The sequence below is a fragment of the Maribellus sp. CM-23 genome (genome assembly GCF_021354595.1).
GTDB lineage: Bacteria > Bacteroidota > Bacteroidia > Bacteroidales > Prolixibacteraceae > Draconibacterium.
In genome coordinates this window covers 1,349,345-1,370,140 of record NZ_JADWYJ010000001.1, presented here as the reverse complement: position 1 = coordinate 1,370,140, position 20,796 = coordinate 1,349,345, and the positions used below count along the sequence as shown (strand labels likewise).

At 44.2% G+C, this 20,796-nt stretch carries 14 protein-coding genes; 1 reads left to right on the top strand and 13 read right to left on the bottom strand.

Going from position 1 to position 20,796, the window contains the following annotated elements:
• Positions 1-15 precede the first annotated feature (15 nt).
• The 12 genes from INQ51_RS05430 to INQ51_RS05375 form a co-directional block, all read right to left on the bottom strand.
• The gene (locus tag INQ51_RS05430) at positions 16-2,415 is read right to left on the bottom strand and encodes a GH92 family glycosyl hydrolase (protein ID WP_233376862.1); all 2,400 of its coding nucleotides are present in this window, start codon (positions 2,413-2,415) and stop codon (positions 16-18) included.
• A complete protein-coding gene (locus INQ51_RS05425; RefSeq protein ID WP_233376861.1) occupies positions 2,396-3,550 on the bottom strand; it encodes an MFS transporter in 1,155 nt (384 codons plus the stop codon). The genes INQ51_RS05430 and INQ51_RS05425 overlap by 20 nt, the downstream gene beginning before the upstream one ends.
• 22 nt (positions 3,551-3,572) lie before the next feature.
• Entirely contained in the window at positions 3,573-4,514 is a 942-nt protein-coding gene (locus INQ51_RS05420) for an ROK family protein (protein WP_233376860.1), read from the bottom strand.
• A gap of 42 nt (positions 4,515-4,556) precedes the next feature.
• Positions 4,557-5,291: a GntR family transcriptional regulator gene (locus tag INQ51_RS05415; protein WP_233376859.1), complete on the bottom strand. Its 735-nt coding sequence runs from the start codon at positions 5,289-5,291 to the stop codon at positions 4,557-4,559.
• 474 nt (positions 5,292-5,765) lie between these two features.
• On the bottom strand, positions 5,766-6,902 hold the full coding sequence (locus INQ51_RS05410; protein ID WP_233376858.1) for a DUF1735 and LamG domain-containing protein: 1,137 nt from the start codon (positions 6,900-6,902) through the stop codon (positions 5,766-5,768).
• Positions 6,903-7,041: 139 nt separating this feature from the next.
• On the bottom strand, positions 7,042-8,187 hold the full coding sequence (locus tag INQ51_RS05405; protein WP_233376857.1) for a glycoside hydrolase family 18: 1,146 nt from the start codon (positions 8,185-8,187) through the stop codon (positions 7,042-7,044).
• 83 nt (positions 8,188-8,270) lie between these two features.
• A complete protein-coding gene (locus INQ51_RS05400; protein WP_233376856.1) occupies positions 8,271-9,851 on the bottom strand; it encodes a SusD/RagB family nutrient-binding outer membrane lipoprotein in 1,581 nt (526 codons plus the stop codon).
• Positions 9,852-9,863: 12 nt separating this feature from the next.
• Positions 9,864-12,992, bottom strand: a complete 3,129-nt coding sequence (locus INQ51_RS05395; protein ID WP_233376855.1) for a SusC/RagA family TonB-linked outer membrane protein — start codon at positions 12,990-12,992, stop codon at positions 9,864-9,866.
• Between the two features lie 358 nt (positions 12,993-13,350).
• A complete protein-coding gene (locus INQ51_RS05390) occupies positions 13,351-14,340 on the bottom strand; it encodes a FecR family protein (RefSeq protein WP_233376854.1) in 990 nt (329 codons plus the stop codon).
• 86 nt (positions 14,341-14,426) lie between these two features.
• Positions 14,427-14,999: an RNA polymerase sigma-70 factor gene (locus INQ51_RS05385; RefSeq protein ID WP_233376853.1), complete on the bottom strand. Its 573-nt coding sequence runs from the start codon at positions 14,997-14,999 to the stop codon at positions 14,427-14,429.
• Positions 15,000-15,327: 328 nt separating this feature from the next.
• Positions 15,328-16,194, bottom strand: a complete 867-nt coding sequence (locus tag INQ51_RS05380) for a hypothetical protein (RefSeq protein WP_233376852.1) — start codon at positions 16,192-16,194, stop codon at positions 15,328-15,330.
• A gap of 67 nt (positions 16,195-16,261) precedes the next feature.
• Positions 16,262-17,521 (bottom strand): peptidase U32 family protein, encoded by a 1,260-nt coding sequence (locus INQ51_RS05375; RefSeq protein ID WP_233376851.1) that lies wholly within the window; start codon positions 17,519-17,521, stop codon positions 16,262-16,264.
• A 188-nt stretch (positions 17,522-17,709) separates the two neighbouring features.
• On the opposite strand from INQ51_RS05375, the gene INQ51_RS05370 reads away from it, so the two are divergent.
• Positions 17,710-19,950, top strand: a complete 2,241-nt coding sequence (locus tag INQ51_RS05370; protein WP_233376850.1) for a GH92 family glycosyl hydrolase — start codon at positions 17,710-17,712, stop codon at positions 19,948-19,950.
• 126 nt (positions 19,951-20,076) lie between these two features.
• On the opposite strand, the gene INQ51_RS05365 is transcribed toward INQ51_RS05370, so the two are convergent.
• On the bottom strand, positions 20,077-20,796 hold the full coding sequence (locus INQ51_RS05365) for a hypothetical protein (protein WP_233376849.1): 720 nt from the start codon (positions 20,794-20,796) through the stop codon (positions 20,077-20,079).

Sequence of the window (20,796 nt, the reverse complement as noted above, 5' to 3'; positions counted from 1 at the left end):
TTAGCTTGACTGATTCTACAATTTTTCCATAGACGGAGGAGGCATTCCTACTCCCCAGTTTTTATTGGGGCTGCTACCCATTTCAAAAAGCAGGGTTCCCCCTTTCATCAGTTCATTTCGCGAGATCCAGCAATTTTCTACAGGCTGGCCATTCCACGTAACCGACTGTACGTATTTGTTTTCTTTGGAGTTGTTGCGGGTTTCGAGTACCAAAGTCTTTCCTTCATAATAGTTCTCATCCAGCTGAATCGTCACTTTGTCAAACAGCGGACTTCCGAACTGAAATGATGGGTTCATTGCCGCATGTCCCTGAACATCGAATAGCCCAAGTGCACCCATCACGTACCAGGCACCAAGCTGTCCCTGGTCTTCATCTTGCCCAAAACCATAGCCATGCAGTGGTTCTGTTCCATAAAATTCATCGCAAATGGTTCGTGTCCAATGCTGGGTTTGCCAAGGTTTACCCGAGTAATTGAACAACCAGGCTTGGTGCAGGCAAGGCTGATTTCCCTGATTGTACAGCTTCTCTACGCCTGAAAAACTGTGCACCTCGCGACCTCCTCCAAACAATGATTTTTGACTTTCAGCAAATGTTTTTTCCAAGCGCACGTTGAACGTATCAATTCCAATTTTCTCGATGAGGCCAGCCGGATCATGCGGTACATACCAGGTATATTGATAGGCATTCCCTTCCTGAAAACCACGCCATCCTTCCAACGGATTGAAGTTTTCAATAAAGCGGCCATCCTCGTAGCGAGGCCGGATAAAACGGGTTTCCGGGTCTAAAATATTTGCCCAGTTTCCGGCCTGAGTCATCAGTTTTTGGTAATCTGTTTCATGTCCCAATGCTTTGGCAAATTGCCCTACAGCATACGAACTAAAAGCATACTCGAGCGTATGAGACGCACCAAAGTTGAACACCCAACCATTGGCAATCACCGTATCTTTTGATGGGACATACCCATTGTTTACGAAATAATGTAAATCATATTTCCCATTTCCCAGGTCTCGACCGTGGTATTCAAGCTCATTTCTCAAGGCTGCCTCATAGCCTGTTTCTACTTCAAAATCGCGAATACCTGCATTGTAAGCCGAGGCCATTAACAAGCCCTGAAAGTTGGTTTGTACTCCGTTTGTGTAGGTTCCGGCAGCCATGCCATCGTGTAGCCATCCACTTACTTTCGAGAAGTCGATATTGGACTGGACATATTCGCTCAGATAGCGGGGATAAGCCAGCGCCCAAAGCTGCCCAAGATTCCAGAAACCGCCCCAAATACCGTCTGTGTTATACTGATGATAACGAGGTGTTCCGGATTCATCCAACGGAATCTGCCCAATTGTTTTATCGTACTGAATGTATTGGCCATTCACATCGCTCGCTATTCCGCGTCCCAAGAGGGCATGGTACAAGCCTGTATAAAATTTGATACGGTCAGCCTCAGTAGCCCCTTCCACCTGGAAACGGGAAAGTTTTTCATTCCATTTCAATGCAGCGGTTTCTTTTACCGAGTCAAACGTCTGTCCCTCAGCCTCCACATTCAAGTTATTGCGAGCATTGGCGATGCTTGTATAAGACAAGCCGACCTGCATTTCAACCAATTCATTTTCATCGGTTTGAAATGTAAGATAAAAACCATTGCCAACTCCCTTGCTTTCTGTTGCTCCGGCTTCCTGTTGCTCATTGACAAACGAGCCAAAAGCTTCCGGTTCTTTGTCCAACTGAATAACAAAGTACATTTTCACCCGGTTATCCGGATCACAAAAAGTAAGGTACACCGGATACGTTTCGATATAACCTTCAAGCTGCTTTTTCCCGTTCATTCGGATAAAAGCATCGGTTACCGTGCTACTTTCACCTTGTTTATGCCCAATGTCAATAATCAGGTTCGACTGCTCCGACTTTGGAAATGTATAACGATGAAAACCTACGCGCTCTGTCGCTGTTAGCTCAGCCCGAACGTCGTAATCCTTCAATAACACCGAATAATAACCAGGCGTTGACTCTTCGCTAGCCTTGTCGAACCGCGAGCGATAGCCCGCATCCGGATCTTCCAAGGTTCCGGGAACCGTTTTCAATGCTCCCGTTGTTGGCATGACAACCAGCCCGCCAATCTGAAATTCATGAAAATGCCCAAATCCTTCGATGGAGCGATGTCGGTCGTCATATCCTTGCGGAGACCAACTTCCTTCGCCCTCGTAAGCATTGGTGTGCGGAGCCAACTTGGCCATCCCAAAAGGCAAGGCTGCCGGCGTGTAAAAAAACCACCGTCCGTGCACCGAACCAATTTGTGGATCGACATACTGCAAGGCATCATAAGCTGTTGGATTGCTTTTGGGACTGCATGCCATTAGCAGGGCAAATACGCCTGCTGCCAACCAATGCAAGCCTTTCATTTTATTTTTTCTGGAAGCCATAAATTGATACGATTAAGATGAAAACAATTGCTGCGAGTAAGACCACAAAACTTGCGGTAATATTAAAGGCATCGGCCACCCATCCCATTACAGGAGGAAGAATAGCCCCTCCAACAATGGCCATAATCATTAAGCCTGAAATTTCATTGGCACGGGTAGGATAACGCTCTACTGTAAGTGAAAAAATGAGTGGGAAGATATTCGCAATTCCTAAGCCTACGATGAAAATAACAACCAAAGCCAGTGTCTCGGTAGGTGCAAAAATTAAAGCCAGCAGAGAAAGAACGCCGGCTATAGATGAACCGACAAAGAACTTTCGTGACGACCATTTTGCCAGCAAAATAGCTCCTCCCAAGGTACCAAGTAGTTTTCCAAAGAAATAGAAACTGCGGCCTGACTCAGCCAGGGTTTGTGCCGACGAAAATTTGTGCAATAAAAACTGTCCGGAAACCGCATTCACACCAACATCAATCCCCACAACCAAGAAAATACAGAGCACCATCAGGGCAATAAATCCATTTCCCAACAACTTAAAAGAAGAAGCAAAGGTTGCCCGGTTTTCCGTATTTCGGCTTTCCTCAACGGGTGTTAGTCCTAACCACAAAATAGCCAAAATGGAAACCACGCCGAATACCGCAAATAAAAGCTTCCAATCGCCGTACACCAGCGCCAGCCATCCAGCTAACGGAGCGGCCAACATGGATCCAATGGACTTTACAAATTGAGAGAAACTCAAGAAACTGGAGCGTTTTTGATCGGGCACCACATCTACCAGCAATGGGTTAGCTGAAACCTGCACAATGGTGTTTCCAATCCCCAGCAGGGCAAAGCCAAACAAAACCATTCCGAAGGAATAAAAGAAGAAAGGGACCAGCAGCCCTATGGCAGTCACTGCCATTCCCAGGTTTAGCACATTTCGTTTTCCAATCCGATCCTGCAAAATTCCAACGGGAACAGACAGGACGAAAAACCAGAAGAAAACGGCTAACGGAATTAATTGAGCCATGGTGTTGGACAAGCCAAACTCCAGTTTTACACGGTCAACACCGATCCCAACAAGATCGCAAAAGCTCATGACGAAAAAGCTCATCAGGACAGGGGCAACCAGTTTTAAGGAAATTTTTGATTTTGTCATATTTAGTTGGTTTAGATTCGTATTACATTTCAGCCAATAAAGGTTCTACTCTCTGAAAAAAAGAATGGTCAGCCAAAACAGCGCTACCGATAATGGCGGCCGTTTCCTTCAGGCTTGATATCTCGACACGCACGTTACTGTTCTTATCTTTTAAGGCTGCTGTTAAGGCTGGCTGAAACCAATCATAAGCATTGGCTATATTTCCTCCAATAACCAAAATTTCCACCTGAAAACGCTCCAACCAGGGCTGCAACAAATTCACCAGTTGTGATCCAAAATCATTAAAAAGCTCACGGGCGACTTCTTCAGTTGGTGCGCTCATGGCAATCTCTTTAACTCCCTTGACCGACTTCCCTGTTTTTTGCTGATAGCGGTCCACCAATCCCCGGGTTGAGAAGTAATCATCGGCTATTCCTTCTTTAAAAGGAAGGTGCCAAGTACAGCCTTGCTCGGGAACATCATCGCCCGAAGTAACCGGAAGATTGTCTTTCAGAAAAGCTGAGCCAAAGCCGGTTCCAAGTGTAATCGACAACGACCGCTTGCTGCCTTGAGCTTTCCCTGCCCAATCTTCGCCAATGGCAAATGCTGTTGCATCGTTGATGAAGCGGATTGGGAAGTCGGCCGGAAGATTCAGCGACTTTCGCAGTGCCGCCGGAACATCAATCCCGTAAATGTTTTCGTACTTATTATTTTCTCCGGTAAATAGCGGAATTCCTTTTTCATAATTGAAAGGGCCAGGCATGGCAAATCCAATTCCGGACAGATTTTCCAAACCAACTGCTTCGATGGAACAAGCAATCGTTTTGCTCCACACAGCAATAATCTCATCCGCCGGACCATGATTATCCAGGTCACTTTCTGCAAAGGTTTCCGGCAGGTATTTCTTTTCATCCAAATTGAAGGCAGCACAGCTAACGTGGCTTCCTCCTACGTCAATTCCGATAGCTAAATTCTTTTTACTCATGTTGTTATTGGTTTTATATTATTTTCAGAAAGAGTGGTTGATTTACCGTTCTCGTTTTATGTTGATGGAGTAGGTAAATTTCTCGGCGATGTAAAAACCGATGTTGTATTCCACCGGCCGGTCTCCCGGGTCGCTCACAAAGCGCTCGCGGATCAGTACGGGTTCGCCTTGTTTAATCCGAAGGCGGTCGGCAGTTATTTTGGAGGCAATCCGCGCTTTGATTTTTTCCTGTGAATTACTTACGGGAGTTTTGTACTTGGTTTCCAGCAATTCGTACAAGGGTTGAGTGAAATCTTCGGTTTCTGAAACACCAATGCGAGGATGGAGGTAACTTTCGAAATACACAAAAGGGGCTGCTTCATCGCCACGTAAACGGGTGACCAATAGTACCTTCGATTTGGGTGGGATGTTGAAAAAGGTAGCAATCTTCTCGTTGATTTCCACAAATTGGGCTTTTACGAGGTAGTTTTTAAACGAGATGCCTTTTTCGGTCATTTCCTGGGTAAACGAGTGCCAGCTGTCAAGCTGTGTTGTTACTGATTTACCAGTAACCTTTGTCCCGAACCCTTTTTTTCTGACGATCAATCCTTCGTATTCCAGTTTATTGGTGGCTTGACGGATAGTGTTTCGGCTGACGCCCAGCTGGTTGGCCAGCTCTACTTCCGGGGGGAGGAATTTTCCGTTTTGGTAGTCGGGCTGCTCAATCAATTGTCTTAACAGTTCCTCTACCTGATAATGCAGAGGCAATTTAGCTGAATGGTCTATCTTAAAATTCATTTGTTCAAATGTTCATACATTTGCAAATGTAGGCAAATTAATGAAATGACCATGGGAAAATTTTGGCGGAAGTGAATACGCTTACTGGTTAGTTTTGAGTAGGGAGTGCATGTGATTACCAATAACCGGATCACTGCAGTGTGAGGTAAATTAGAAGGGAAGACAGGTGAGTATGGAGTAAGGGGAATTGGAAGATCAATAAAATTCCCGGAGGAAAAGATTATTATCCGATCATTCTCTGATTAAACCTTATGCGAAATATTAGAACCGATTGATTCCCGCGAGGTTTAAGGAGTTTAGTATTTGCTGAATAAATGTTTGAGTTATTAGTCAAAGGAGCTTTGTGCTCCTTTGACTAATTAGTACTTCAGAACTAAATCTCTTAACAGAACATTTTGCTGAATAGCGGATGGCTCTTTTGTTTCAAGATTCAGTTTTTATGATTCAACCACTATTTTATATTGGTTTGGTAAGCTACTGCTGATCAAAACGTATGTTGTGCTCCCAACCTACTACCACGCCTTCGTCGGCAGTTCCGTCGTGACCGTTACCTGTTATGTCCACAAATGAGTTTCCGTCTCCTTCGTCCATGGGCCAGTAACCCAGCAAATCAGCATTGTTCGGATTTACAGAGAAGAACATGTTGTTCTCAATTTGCGACTGAGAGATCGCTGTTTTCCATAAACGCACCTGGCTCATCGCACACTGATCGACAAAATACGATCCGCTGGAGATCATTTTCATGTAATCAAAACGAACAGCGCCTCCTTTAGGAGCGGGTGGATTAAATTTAATGTCCTGCTGTCCATCTCTGTAGATGGTAAGACTTGTTCCGTCGTACACAAAAGTCCAGTGGTACCATTGATTTGCCTTGAGATCCGAATCTGTTTGAACCTGGCCTCCCAGCGTTTTAATCTGTAAATAATTATAAGGTCTGTTGGCATCGCCAAAGCGAATATAAATCTCATGATCTTTACTTCCGGTGCTAAAGACTGCCTGGTTATTTCTGTTGTAACCTGACATACGTGCCCAAAACTCAAGCGACCATTCTTTCGTAGTGATTCCCCAATCGGTTTCCGGTGCCATCGTAATCTTTCCACTCCTTCCGTTAAGAACAGGAACCGAAACTTTCAGGGGTTTAGACAACAGATAAATAAACCTGGATTGCGATACTGATTTAGTTACACCTCCGGCCAGTACATCCCCCAGTTCAACTCCCAGGGCATATTGCTTTCCTCCGGTATTGAAGTCTTTAACGCTAAAAGAATAAACAGAGCTTATTTCTCCTGCCGGGATAATCACTTTTGCGTTTTCAGGCAGCTGAAAATCAGGTACAGGATAATATTCCGTAGCATTCTCTTCGTTATAAGAATCGATTAATTCGGGGATTAATTTGATGGTAACCTCCACGTCGTTGGTCACTTGCTTGGCAAGGCGCACATTAACATTAATGACCACTTCTTCTTCCATGGTCAAGGTGGCAGATTTGGAAGTAACTGCATCACCTAAATAAATGCTGTTGTCGATAACTCCATATTCGGCATCGTCGCAGCCTGAGAAAAGAATGCCCAGGCATGTGATGATAAAACTTAATGCATATATCTTTTTCATTCCTTTGAATTTTTAATTTTTAGCGATCCGTCAACCGACGGATGAAACCTGCATGCCGGTCAACTGAGGGATAATTATGTTCCTGGTTGAAATATTGACATGCTTGTTTCATTTCTTTTGTTCGTGTTACAAATCAATGCTATTTCGCTGCTTCAGAACTTTGTTCCGCAACATTTTGTCTTTCGTTGAATATCCTGAATATGTTGGTAATCCCCTTGCGCAGGAAGTAGTATTCAGGCGATCCATTGTAGTCACCTTTTCCTTTTGGTGCGTAGTCAAAACCAGACCGGTACAGTCCGCATCCGCCAATTTGCTGATTTAGCTCTTCAGGCTTAAAAATAAACTCTGACATTCCAAGAAATCCGCCTCCTGAATTGGCATACGACTCAAAGTTCTCCGTAAGGATCGTTCTGCGTACCACTTCTTTTTCGGTAATTGCTCCGGACTCAATGTGTTTGGCCATATCCCTTAAAACACCACTAACGCGGTAAGTACGGTTGGCATCAGAAGTTGAACCGTAAGCCTGTAAAACAAAGTAGTCGATATATTGCGATTCCCAGTCTAGGCCCATCCCTTTTCCTACACCAACTTCTCCGTCAACAAGGAACAGCAAGCCGGGAATGGCTGGTTTTCGTCCATCACGCTCTGTTCGTTGAGAGCCCGGACCAAACCAATAGCCGAGTTCTTCGATAAAGATCCGGCTTTGTACATCGTTCAACCAAAGGTAGGCATCAAACATACCACCGTAATAGGGCTCATAGTCCCAGTCAAAACCGTCGTAACCTGCTGCAACAACTGCATCGTAAATTGCCTCGGCGTATTTACGGATCGCCGGTCTCACAACCGCTTCGTCTGAACTGTTCCCAATATTATAGATTTCATCTTCGGGCATATCGTCTCCTACCTTTGCCGAGAAAAGTGTAACAACCACCTTAGTACCCTTTACTTGCTGCACGTATTCCATGTCAGCTTTACGCTCGGGGCTAAGATCGAATTTGGGGTGTCCTCCCCAGTTGGAAGCAATGGTTACAGAGTCGGGTAATCCCCTCAGGCTGTTTTCTCCTGTGGGAGAAATGCCATTCCAGTTGTCGAACCATACAAATACCTGCGGAAGCCCCGGTGTGCTCTTCCATTCACGAAGGGCCGCATAGTATTCTTGGCTTTTAATTGTGGTATTTAAATCCGTATCATTTACAGATTCTGTTTCCAGCCAATCGTTGCATCCTGTAAACAGGGCAGCCATGAAGAAGGCCAGTAATGATATTTTTATATTTCTTGTTTTCATTTCGTATTTACTTTTTTTAGATATGAAATTCATACAGGTAAAGTTTTTTGTTTTGTAAACGTCTCACCTTGTAATTCATCGCCTTAGGGTTTTTGAGCCCACCAAATATCTGTGTTGGCAACATCATCGCCTCCCAGCATTTGCACTGCCTCCTGTACATTCGTATTATTTCCCTGGTACTGCGATTGTGGAAACGGTAAGCGTCTTACCATACGAGATGAACTGTTTGTGACATCGCCGATAAAACCACTTGAGCTAAGATTATCCTGTGCCGGGAAAAACTGGGGAAATCCGGTTCTCCGGTGATCACACCACGACTCGAAACCAAGCGGGTAATTCGCCAGCCACTTTTGAGTGATAATCTTTTCCAGTTTGGTATTTTCACTTGCCCCGGCATCATCCCATGATACGGTAACCGGAGTATTGACTGAAATCGAAATGTTGGTTGCAATGTCTTTATAAACTTCCGGAGGTGTTGTTGACTGAATGAAATCCCCGGCAGTAACACCGTGTTGCTCCATCGACAAAGTGATGCCTTCCTCGTAAAACGACCGAGCTTGTTCGTCGCCTCCGGGTATCCATCCTCTCAGCGCCGCTTCGGCTTTTAGAAAAGCAGTTTCGGCTGCACAATAAACCAGCAACGGAGAATCAGAAGCAAACGCAGGTTTTGAAAAGTATGCTGTGGCAGAATACCACGGTTTGTATATGTTTTCAATTCCCATGCGAACACCCCGGTACTTTTCACCGTAAGTGGCCAAAGTCATGTAAACCTCTCTGCGGGGATCTTCGAAACCGTTCATGTAGGCAGATAACACAGCGCTAACGGCCAGGTCGCCCCACGAATGCGAAGATTTGTAATAGGGATTATCCTGGGTTGGGATAAAAGCGTTGTCTGTGTTCACTTCAATGGGGCCGGCATCGATGGCTTGCTGCATAACGGTTTTGGCATATTCAGTGTCAACCTGGGCAATGCGAACCGCCATGCGCAGCTTTAACGAATTGGCAAACCTGATCCATTTTCCAAAATCGCCATTAAATACTACGTCGTATTCAGCCAAAGGACTTTGGGTTGGTTTTTCAGCCAAATAACTGGTTAATGAAGTGATGCTGTTGTCCAGGTCAGCAATCAAATTGTGGTATACGTCCTGAACATTGTCGTACCCGGTTGTCAAACCGCCTTCGCTTATTTTTGAATAAGGAATTGGTCCGTACATGTCGGTTACGCGGAGCATGGTTGCCACCCGAAGAATATTAGCCCAGGCATAGATGTACCCGGTGCTTTGGGTTACTTCTTTTACAAACAGGTAATTCGAGTTAAAATCCACCATGATCGTGTTAAACGGATAGTCAACCCAGTCTTTTGCAGGGTTAAAAGTGCCGAAATTGGTTCCCTGCCAGCTATTGGTAGTTACCATGTAGCCTCCGTACTGGTTTCCAACCATTTGTTCAACCATCTGGTTTCGGTTTTCCTGGGCGTAATGCATGGTCGAAATCAGCGTTGGGAACAAGGAGCCTATCCTTTCCGAATTTGTCAGGTCATTTTCTGACGGGTTGGATGGATGAAGATTCAAATCCTCAAAATTGTCGGTACAGGAAGTGATAAGCAATGCTGTAAAAAACAGCATAATTGCCTTACGTATTGTTCTTTGATTATATAGTTTCATGATTTCGTTCTTTTAGAATTGTAACTTAATGCTAAAACCAATGTTCCTCAGGCTTGGCTGCATAAAATAGTCGACTCCTGTATAGAAAGTACTTGATGCAGAAGGTACCAGTTCCGGATCGAAAGGTGCTTTGCAGTAAAGCATGGCCAGGTTGCTGCCAACCAGGGCAAGGGTAACATCTGCCACATTGTTTAGTTTCTTTTTGGGTATCATGTATTCGAGGCTAACTTCCTGTAAACGAATGTTGGTAGCATCGTACACATAGTAGTCTGCCTTACCTGTTCCTTCACCTACAATATTTAGGAAGTCTTGAGCTGATATCTCGTTTCCGTTAATGGTAACGCCACCTGCCTCGCGCAAACGGGCACTATGTTCGGAAACACCGTAGCGGTCGAGTATGGCTTGTGTGTTCGAAACTGCCAAACCACCAAAGCGTCCGCTAAGCAAAACGTTTAACCGAAGTCCTTTGTACGAGAAAGAATTTCGCCATCCCATATTGTATTTGGGAAGCAGCGAACCTAATTTTTTGTAGTCATCAGGATTCAGGCTAACCATCGACGGAAGCAGTGTAGAATGATCAAGATAGATGTAGCCATTGTTGTCGCGTTTGAAATCGGAAGTCATGTAAATGTCTCCCATGGTACCTCCTTCGGTAAGTTTTAACTGGGGAGAACCCGAACTACCTAAGGTGGCTTTGTTGATTTCAGATATTTCAATTTCCTGTCCGTCAATCTGGAAATTACTAACCAGTCGTTCAACCTTGTTTTTATTGTAGGTAAAAGTCCAGTTCGACGCCCAGCTGAAGTCTCCCCATTGCTGATCATAGCCTAAAGCCAGCTCTATACCCGAGTTTAATACATTTCCGGCCTGGATGTAAACATTGTCGTTTCTTCCGTCGGCCAATTTTGCCAGGTGGGTCTGATTACGCGTATTTGAATAGTAATACGTGGCATCCAGCGAAAGGCTGGCATCAAAGAACTTCATATTTAGCCCGGCCTCAAATGAGTTGGTAATCTCAGGTTTGAGGTTGTAGTTTGGTTTGGTACGCGACAGTTGGTACGAGTCAGTCTGGTCATCGTAAATATAAAACCTCCGTGTCAGGTAAGGATCATACGAGTTTCCTACCGATGTGAAAGCAACACGTCCTTTCAGGTAGTTGAACCAATCAGGCAGTTGGATCACTTCGCTTGCAAGGCTCGATAAACCTACCGACGGATAGAAGAATGAACGCTCTTTGGATTCGGACCAGGCCAGTGCTGAATCCCAGTCGTTACGGCCGGTAAGTGTCAGGAACAGGAAGTTGTTATAGCCAAATTCCGCGTTGGCAAATACCGATTGGGTCTGACGTTTAAGCCCGTCATCATCAAGTTTAAAAATACCCACCGATCGTCCCATGTTTTCAATGGTAAACCAGTTGGTTATTTTCTCCAGATCGCCCTCAATGGTCCGGCTGCTAACCCGGCGGTCTTTAATGGATGCACCCAGGTTTACGTTGACTGAAAAAGAGCCAACCTTTTTATTTAAACTAGCTATCACATCGGCATATGTTTGTCTTTCATCGCGGTCTTCTACCCGGAAGCGACCTTTTGCTCCAGCAAAAACTGCCAGGGTTCCGGCGTAGCGGCTATCTGTATTTTCAAGATTGGAGTTGTCAACATTTACGCGGCCGGCTACATTAAGCCAGTCTGTAATATTGTATTTCAGGCTTGTCGAAAATATATACCTTCTCCGGTTCACTTCCCGGTTCATCCGGTTCATAATCCAGTAAGGGTTTTGTAGCGATAGACCCTGGTCTCCGTACGGCCAAAACTGGACATTTACTTCCCGGGCAACATCATAACGTTCAAATAATTGTACTTCGCGAAAATCTTCACCTCTTGGGAAAAGATAAAGTGCCGGAAGCGGGTTGAAATACTGACCCTGAGAAACCATGTTCTTACTTTCCTGTACAATGTAGTTGATGCTCGCATCCATCAGAAACTTGTCGTTTAAGAAGGAACTGGTATTCCGGTAAGTGAAGTTGTAACGGTCGTACTCGTTGTTGGGAAGAATACCGTTGGCATTGTTGGCCGAAAACGAAAGGTAGCTCTGGCTCTTGTCATTCCCGGTTGAAATAGAAGCCGAATTTACCAGGTTCACCCCGGTGTTAAAAAAGTTGGCCGGATCGTACCTGTATTCGGTAGGAGCACCCCAACTAGAGGCTAAGCCATTGGTATTTCCATATTTGTTTTGGAATTCCGGCATCATCAGAGGAGATGAAAATGTAGTGCTGTTGCTGTAAGAAACAGTCGTTTTTCCAGCCCGTCCTTTTTTTGTGGTTATCAAAATTACACCGTTTGAACCTTCGTATCCGTAAAGGGCCGCTGCCGAAGGACCTGTTAACACAGACATGCTTTCAATGTCGTCGGGGTTGATGTCAGCAGCGCTTTCAGTGCCGGGTTGTGAAGAATATGCTCCTACATCGGTTTTTCCATACATGTAGTTGTTCATCGGTACACCGTCAATAACATACAAGGCATTGTTGCTAAGCGTAATCGATTTAGTTCCCCGCATTACTACTTTTACTGCAGAACCTGGGCCAGCGGCGCTGGAGTTGATTTGCACACCTGCCACTTTACCTGCAAGCGAATTCATGAAGTTGGCATTTTTTACGGTTGTCAATTCTCCACTACCCACTTTCTGCACATTATAGCTTAGCGCTTTTTCTTCGCGTTTAATACCTAGTGCAGTCACAACCACATCATCCAATCCAATTGATTCGGTAACCAGAGTAATGTCTACATGTGTCTTGTCTCCAACAACAAATTCCTGTGTTTTGTAGCCGATAAATGAAACAACGATTGTATGTGAAGGCTCAACCGTTAACTCAAAGAGCCCGTCAATGTTTGTTGTTATTCCATTGGTGGTACCTTTAACAACAATTGTAGCCCCTGCAACAGGTTCATTCGCTTCATCTGCAACTTTACCTGTTAGCTTAACTTTCTGTGTTTGATTTACGGGCTTGTCTTGTTTTTCTTCTTTTTTTACTACAGAGATAATGTTGTCTTTTACATAGATAGAACACCCCTGTCCCTCGAAAATTTGATTCAAAACCTCTGTTAATTCAACATTATCCGCCTGGAAACTGACGCGTTTATCCATTTCTATATCTTTGGTATTTATAGAAAATGAATATTGGTGTTTGGATTGTAACTCCTTGATGGCTTGCTTAATGGTAACGTTCTTGAAGTTAACGGATATAGATTGGGAGTATATAGGAGTAATACCTCCGAGTAATATAATTGCAAAGACAATTATTAATTTCCTCAGTCTGCTTCGACACAGATTGAGATTGTTTGATTTTAAATACATATATTGTTAATGTTTTTTGGTTTAATACGAGTAAACTAAAATTCTCTTAAGGGCGGGGAATGTAAGAGCCTCTCCGCCTTTTGTTTATTAACTTGAATTCATTGGCAAGGCATTGTTTTGGTTAAACTTTGTTTTGTATTTTTTATGTTTAGTATATATAAATGGAGTTTGCATTGGTGCGGATTTTCATTTTCCCGCTGGCATTCAGGGCAGATAGTATGTCATCTAAACTTTCATTGTTCACAAATACAGAATAATAGTGCTCCTTTTTTAACGACTCATTTTCGATGTTTATCCTTACGTTGAAATAGCGTTCAAGAGAAAGTGCAATTTCGTCAAGGGGTTCGTTGATAAAGAAAAAGCCATTGCCGCTGTGCCAGAGACTTTCTTCGCTCACTAAAAACTCACTTAAGGCCAGTTTACCAGTATTTTTTGAGAATTTAACGCTCTCTCCGGGCTTTAGTACCGTTGCTTCGGTTTCATTGTTGAAAGTGGTATTCATTCTAACCGCTCCTTCCAGCAACGACACGGCAATGTACGAGTCTTCGCTGTACGATTTAAGGTTGAACCGGGTCCCTAAAACTTCGACTGATACTTCGCCGGCCGACATTACAAATGGCCGGCTTTTATCTTTGGTGATCTCGGCATATGCTTCGCCGTCAACATATACCTGGCGATAGGAATTATTGAATTCTTTGGGATATATCAGTTTGGTGCCGGCATTGAGCCATATTTTTGAGCTATCCGGCAACGAAACCATTTTGCTTTGCCCATACGGAACGTATGCTTCGACCCATTCTGTTGGCTGATTTTTCTGCAGGTAGAAGAAGATGGCTGCCGTTAATATCGGTATAAAGAGCACGGCCGCCGCTGCACGATACAACCAACCCATTTTGCGAACAAAAGACCTGCTCTGAGACTTTTGTTTCTCAGTAGGTTGAACTTTGCTCAAAAACTTGTCAAAAGCCTGATTCACCAGGTGGTCGTTCTTTTCTACCTTGATCCCGGCCAATAACTCACGAAGTAACACGTCATTGGAATCGCCATCTTCGATGCTGGCCAGCCATTGTTCCACTTCTTTTGCTTGCTGCGGTGAGCAACGGTTGTAAAAATAATCTTGTAACTGCGTTTTTGTCATAACGTTCTAACTGCGTACTCTGAATAGCGAGTACACTAATAGAACGAATCAGAAAGGATGACTACGCAACCTAAAATTCACTTTTTTTAAGATTTCAAAAGAATTAAGAGCAACAGCAAATTATAACTGGCAGGTAAGCGGCGCTTTATTTCTTTCATTGCCAGAAAAATATGGCGTTCAACAGTTCGCACCGACAGGTTTAATTTATGGGCAATTTCCTTGTTCGACAGCATTTCTTTCCGGCTTAAAACAAATACTTTTTGACGCTGCTCCGGCATTTGCAATACTATTTTATCAATTTGATCACTTATTGTTTGCGCATCCATTTGCCCGGCAAAATCTTCCGAATAAACCTGGTGATTTTCCTGCACTGATTGGTGCGACATATTTGATTTAAGCCTGAAATGATCCCGAACCTCGTTTCTTGCGAGTACATACAGATAACTGTGTATTGATTGTTCTGGGTTTAGCTTTGCCCGGTTCACCCAAACCTTTAAAAAAATATTCTGCGTAATGTCTTCTGCCCACACCGAATCTTTTACCAACCCCTCTATGAAAACATAAAACAGAGAATACTTTTCATCAAAAAGTTTCCGAAATGAATCGATGTCACCTTTTCTTATTCCCTGGATTAAATTTCGGTCTGAAGAATTAGTCATTTACTGTCAGGTTTATCTGTAGTCGAATTACATGAGTCTTAAATAAAGACAATTAGGCACTGAATTCAATGTTTTTTTCAATTATAAAAATATGAGTTGACTTTGAAGGCAAATCTAACACTCTTTGCTCAGATAACTCAATTGCCACGCAGGAACTCTTTGGAAACACGGTGCAAAAATACAATACTTGTAATAACCGGAAAAAGATTGACTGCACTGCATTTGGAAAATGATGTGGTATTACCTGCCTTAAATTTTATTCAGCATAGGCAAACCGGGGTAAAAGATTGACCAGCCGTTTTAAACAGGTATAAGAAAAGAGTTTTGCTTAGTGTTTTTTCCGGTAGAAGGGGAAGTTGGGATCTATCCGGCCACCTGGGCCTTTTCCTCCAGTATTTACTTCGAATGTATAGGCGATTCCCGCGCTCACCTGGGCCGTTAGCGAAATGTGGCGGTTGTAACGCAGAATGTCTTCACCTTTTTCGCGGACATAAGTAAAGTTGGGAACCCCGTTTATAATTCCGGAATTCAGGGCCGTTACTGTTCCGTCGATTTGAAAAGCCAGGCGATCGGAGAGGTCGTAGCTAAAGCCGATTCCGCCACCAAAATGAAAAGTGGGCCACTTTTTTAAATTGCTGTTGGAAGTACCACGGGCATATAAAATATCTGATTCCAGGTTGGCCTCAGGTAACTCTTTGTAAGAAAAATCGGTTCCAACCAAGGCGACAACTCCTGTGAGTTTAACAAAAGGATGAAATACCTTTTCCCTGAAAAAGAAGTATTTATAATTCACCGCCAGGTTCAATAAAGTAGTATTGTACTTTATGGGGGCATGCACGTAGTCTACCGACTGGTATTCCTTAAAATACGAAGTGAGGTAGTAATTATACCAGGGAGGATTGTCGTTGTAACCTTTTAAGTGTGTGTAATCCAGTTCAATCCCAAAAAAAGTGCTTTCCGATATCTGAAACAAAATTTCGACTTCGGCACCCATCGCAGGCTGAGGTGTAAATGTTTCTTTGGCAGTGGCCGGTGTAAGAGCAATTGCATTTGGGTGCGGAACATCTGATTTACCAAACTCGGAGACCAAAAGCCCCGAGTTAAGTGCAAACCTGAAACCCATTAACTGGGCCGATGCATTTCCTCCGGCAAGTAACGAGAGTAAGAGAACAATAATGATTTGGATTCGGGCCATAATGCGCATAATAACAACCGTTAAATTAAGTTGTTTTTATTAAAAAGAAAAGAATAGGAGCGAATTACTACCGGCGTTCTCTTACTTCTTTAGCATCAACCACTTTAAAGAGTTTATCCGCCCTTCTCAGAATGGTATCCACCGGAACGGAGATACGCTGTCCTTTTAGGCCTTCCTGAACCGATTCCAGCTCGAAGCGTATTTCGCTGATCTCGCCCTGGTAAACTCCCGTAGTTGGCCCTGTAACAATTATTTCTTCGCCCACTTTCAGGCTGTTGGTTTCGAGTTTAAACTCGGCCACGCCAATTTTTTTGAAATAGTTGGTTACTTTCCCAATGTAAAGCTTTCGTTTGGTGGCTCGCGACCCGTAGTTGTGGCTCCATTCGCCCAAACGTTGTCCGAGGTAATAGCCATCCCAAAAACCGCGGTTAAAGACAGAAGCCAGGCGTTCGTTCCAGTTCTCTACTTTCTCGTCGGTAAACGATTCATCGAAATAGGCATCCACAGCTTCGCGGTAGCATTGCACCACCGTTTTTACATATTCGGCAGAACGGGCCCGGCCTTCAATTTTCAGTACCGAAACACCCGCATCAAGTATTTTATTCAGAAAATGGATGGTTTTCAGGTCTTTGGGCGACATGATGTACTCGTTGTCGATCTCCAGTTCAGCGCCGGTTTCCTTGTCGGTAACCGTGTAGGCACGCCGGCAGGTTTGCAGGCAGGCACCGCGGTTGGCCGAGGAGTTCATTTCGTGCAAACTCAGGTAGCACTTGCCGCTGGTAGCCATGCACAGTGCACCGTGCACAAACATTTCAATTTTTACGAGCTCGCCGTTGGGCCCTTTTATCTCTTGCTCTTTAATCTGGTTGCTTATTTCCCAAACCCGGCCCAGGTTCATTTCGCGCGCCAGTACCATCACATCGGCAAAATTGGAGTAGAATTTCACTGCCTCAACGTTGGTGATGTTTACCTGTGTGGAAACATGTACTTCAAGGTTGATAGAACGTGCATATTGAATAACGGAAATATCGGCAGCGATAACCGCCGAAACACCGGCTTCTTTGGCTGCATCCAGCACTCCGTGCATTTGTTGCATTTCGCCGTCAAAGATTTCCACATTTAATGTGAGGTAAGTTTTCACCTTGTAAACGGAGGCAATCTCCACGATTTTCCGCAGATCGTCGAGCGTAAAATTATTGGCCGACCGCGAGCGCATATTCAGGTGTTCCACTCCAAAATACACCGATCCGGCACCACCCTGTATGGCGGCCATCAGCGATTCGTACGAACCCACCGGCGCCATTATTTCCACATCTCTTCTTTCCATCGTATTCAATTTTGCGGTGCAAAGGTAAGATAATTTATTGGTGACGATGTTTGTTGTTAAGCGATCGAATTTACTGACAATTAAAATTGACTATTTTTACGTATTCAAATGAAACCTGCTTCTTAGAACTGGGGCTCTTTTCTTTAACCTAAATCTGTTTGTAAAGTCAAATTATCAAAATCATTGTAATGAATTCTACATTCAAATTAAACCTGCTGGCAATTGTTATTGCCTTTTTTACTGTCGGCTTTATCCCACAAAAAGGATATAGCAAAGAGGATAAAAAACCGGTTGACCATGTAAATCCCTACATGGGAAATATTAGTCATTTGCTGGTTCCTACCTTTCCGACCATTCATTTACCCAACAGTTTGCTGCGGGTGTACCCCGAGCGCGGCGATTATACCGGTGTTGAAATACACGCATTGCCGCTGGTGGTTACCAGTCACCGTGGGAGTTCAGCCTTTCGTTTAAGTCCGTTTCAGGGAGAAGAAAGTGATTTAAGGCCGGTAATCAATTTTCGCTACGACCAGGAGAGATTAACTCCCTATTCCTATTCTGTTTACCTGGATGAGCAGCAAATTCAGGTTGATTTTGGCCTGTCGCATCAGTCGGCTGCTTACGATATTGAGTTTGAGAACAATGCTCCGGCATACCTGGTACTGAGTTCGGGCAATGGAAGTTTAAGCTGGGATGGCAAGGCTTTAAGCGGTTATCAGACAATCGGGAGCAACACCAAAGTGTATGTTTATCTGGTTCCGGATGCAGCTCCGCAAAAGGTTTCAAAATTATTTGATCGTAAACTGGAGGAAAGCACCAGGGCCGAAGGCCGGAATGCCTGTTTGGTGCTGAATTATCCGGCGGGGACAAAAAAACTGGGAGTAAGGTACGGTATTTCATTTATTGACGAGGCACAGGCAAAAGCCAACCTGGAGCGCGAGGTGAATGGGAAATCAGTTGCAGAACTTCAGGAAATTGGCCGGGAGATATGGAACCGGGAATTGGGGAAAATTAAAATAGAAGGCGGAACCGATGACGAGAAAGCCGTGTTTTACACTTCGTTGTATCGCTGTTTCGAGCGTCCGGTTTGTATTTCGGAAGGAGACCGCTATTACAGTGCTTTTGATGGGAAAGTACACGATGATAATGGACGTCCGTTTTATACCGACGACTGGATTTGGGATTCTTATCGCGCCCATCATCCACTTCGGATTTTGATTGATCCCGCGAAGGAAGAAGACATTCTGAACTCATTTGTATTGATGTCGGAACAGATGGAACATTTCTGGTGGCCTACTTTCCCTGAGATTACGGGCGACAGCCGGCGTATGAATTCCAATCACGGAGTGGCGTCGGTAATAGACGCTCACCGAAAAGGCTTGAAAAACTTCGACCTTGAAAAAGCTTATCTGGCTTGTAAAGGTGCGATTACAGAAAAAACACTGGCACCCTGGTCGGGAAAACCCGCCGGAGAACTGGATCAGTTTTACAAGGACCACGGTTATATTCCGGCTTTGTACGATGGCGAGAAAGAAACGATACCCGAAGTGCATTCTTTTGAAAGCCGTCAGCCGGTGGCCGTAACACTTGGTACATCGTACGACGAGTGGTGCTTGTCGCAAATAGCAGAAGAGCTGGGACAAAAAGAGGATGCTGCTTATTTTAAGAAAGCTTCTTACAACTACCGGAACCTGTTCAACGAGAAAACAAAATTCTTTCACCCAAAAGACAAGGAAGGGAAATTTATCGAACCCTTCGATTATAAGTTCTCGGGTGGAATGGGAGCCCGTAATTACTACGGAGAGAACAATGCATGGATTTACCGCTGGGATGTTCAGCACAATATTCCTGACCTGATTAGTTTAATGGGAGGTAACGATGCATTTGTGAAAGACCTTGACGGCATGTTCCTGGAATCGCTGGGCAGAAGCAAGTACGCATTTTATGCGCAGTTGCCCGACCATACCGGAAACGTGGGGCAGTTTTCGATGGCCAACGAGCCTTCGTTGCATATTCCTTATTTGTATAACTATGCCGGACAGCCCTGGCGAACTCAAAAAGTAATCAGAAAGCTGCTGAAAGAATGGTTTAGAAACGATTTGATGGGTGTGCCGGGTGATGAAGACGGTGGAGGTATGTCGTCGTTTGTGGTATTTTCTGCCATGGGTTTTTATCCGGTTACCCCGGGAATGCCGGAGTACAGTATTGGAAGCCCCATGTTTACCAATGTTTCGCTTGATTTAGGCAACGGAAAAACTTTTACGATAGAGGCCCACCATGCGTCGGATGAGAACAAATACATTCAGTCGGCTACTTTGAATGGAGAAACACTGGATGCTCCGTGGATTTCGCATGAGGCCATTGAAAAAGGTGGTAAGCTGGTGTTTGAAATGGGGCCAAAAGCCAACCGTAACTGGGGGATAAAATAATTCTGAAAGAGAAATAACTGACGTTTTACTATTCGCTGGAAAATAATAGCAAGAGGGCAGACTCCGGTTGTGGGAGTCTGCCCTCTTGTTTATTGAATGGAAAAGTGTAAAAGTATGGGTTCCAAACTATACAAACCTCTCCCTCTTTTGCAGATTAAACAACCCGTAAAGGATAAATACCAGCATTCCGATCCCTAAGAAGATGCGGTTTTTGCGGATAATACCTTCCCAGATCACTTCGTTTCTGTTATTCGGAATTTCAAAAGGATTCAGAAACGGGTTCCATTGCGTGTTTTGGATGGTGTCCTGCAATATAAGTAAGGCCACACCGATAAGAACCATGGTGACAGCTGTACCGTTTCCGTTTTTGATCAGTGTGGAAAACATAAAAGCCATGGAACCCAGGAATACAATGGGATACATGAGCTGGTACGACATTTCCAGGATATTGACTTGGTACAGCAGAATCGAAGCGATTTCCGAGAACAAAACAATAATGATAAACACCAGTACATAGATCATAACCAGCCGGACCAGCCAAACTTTGTACCGGTAGTTGGGTATTCCAAACAGTATTTCGAGCATGCGTGAGTCGTCGTCGTTTTGGATGCCAAAAACCGATGGATAGAAGATCAGCAATATTCCAGGAAAGATGAGCAATTCGTAAACCGTTCCGTCGGTAATGGTATTGTTGTTGAGCACAACCTGTACCGCCACAAAAAGGAAAAAGGCCAGTGCTGCCACCAGAAACCAGATAAAACGATTGGCAAAAATGATCTTCAGGTTGTAGCGGATCATTTTGATCAGGATAAAAAGCCTGTTTTTTATGTCGAGTTTTGCAGCCAT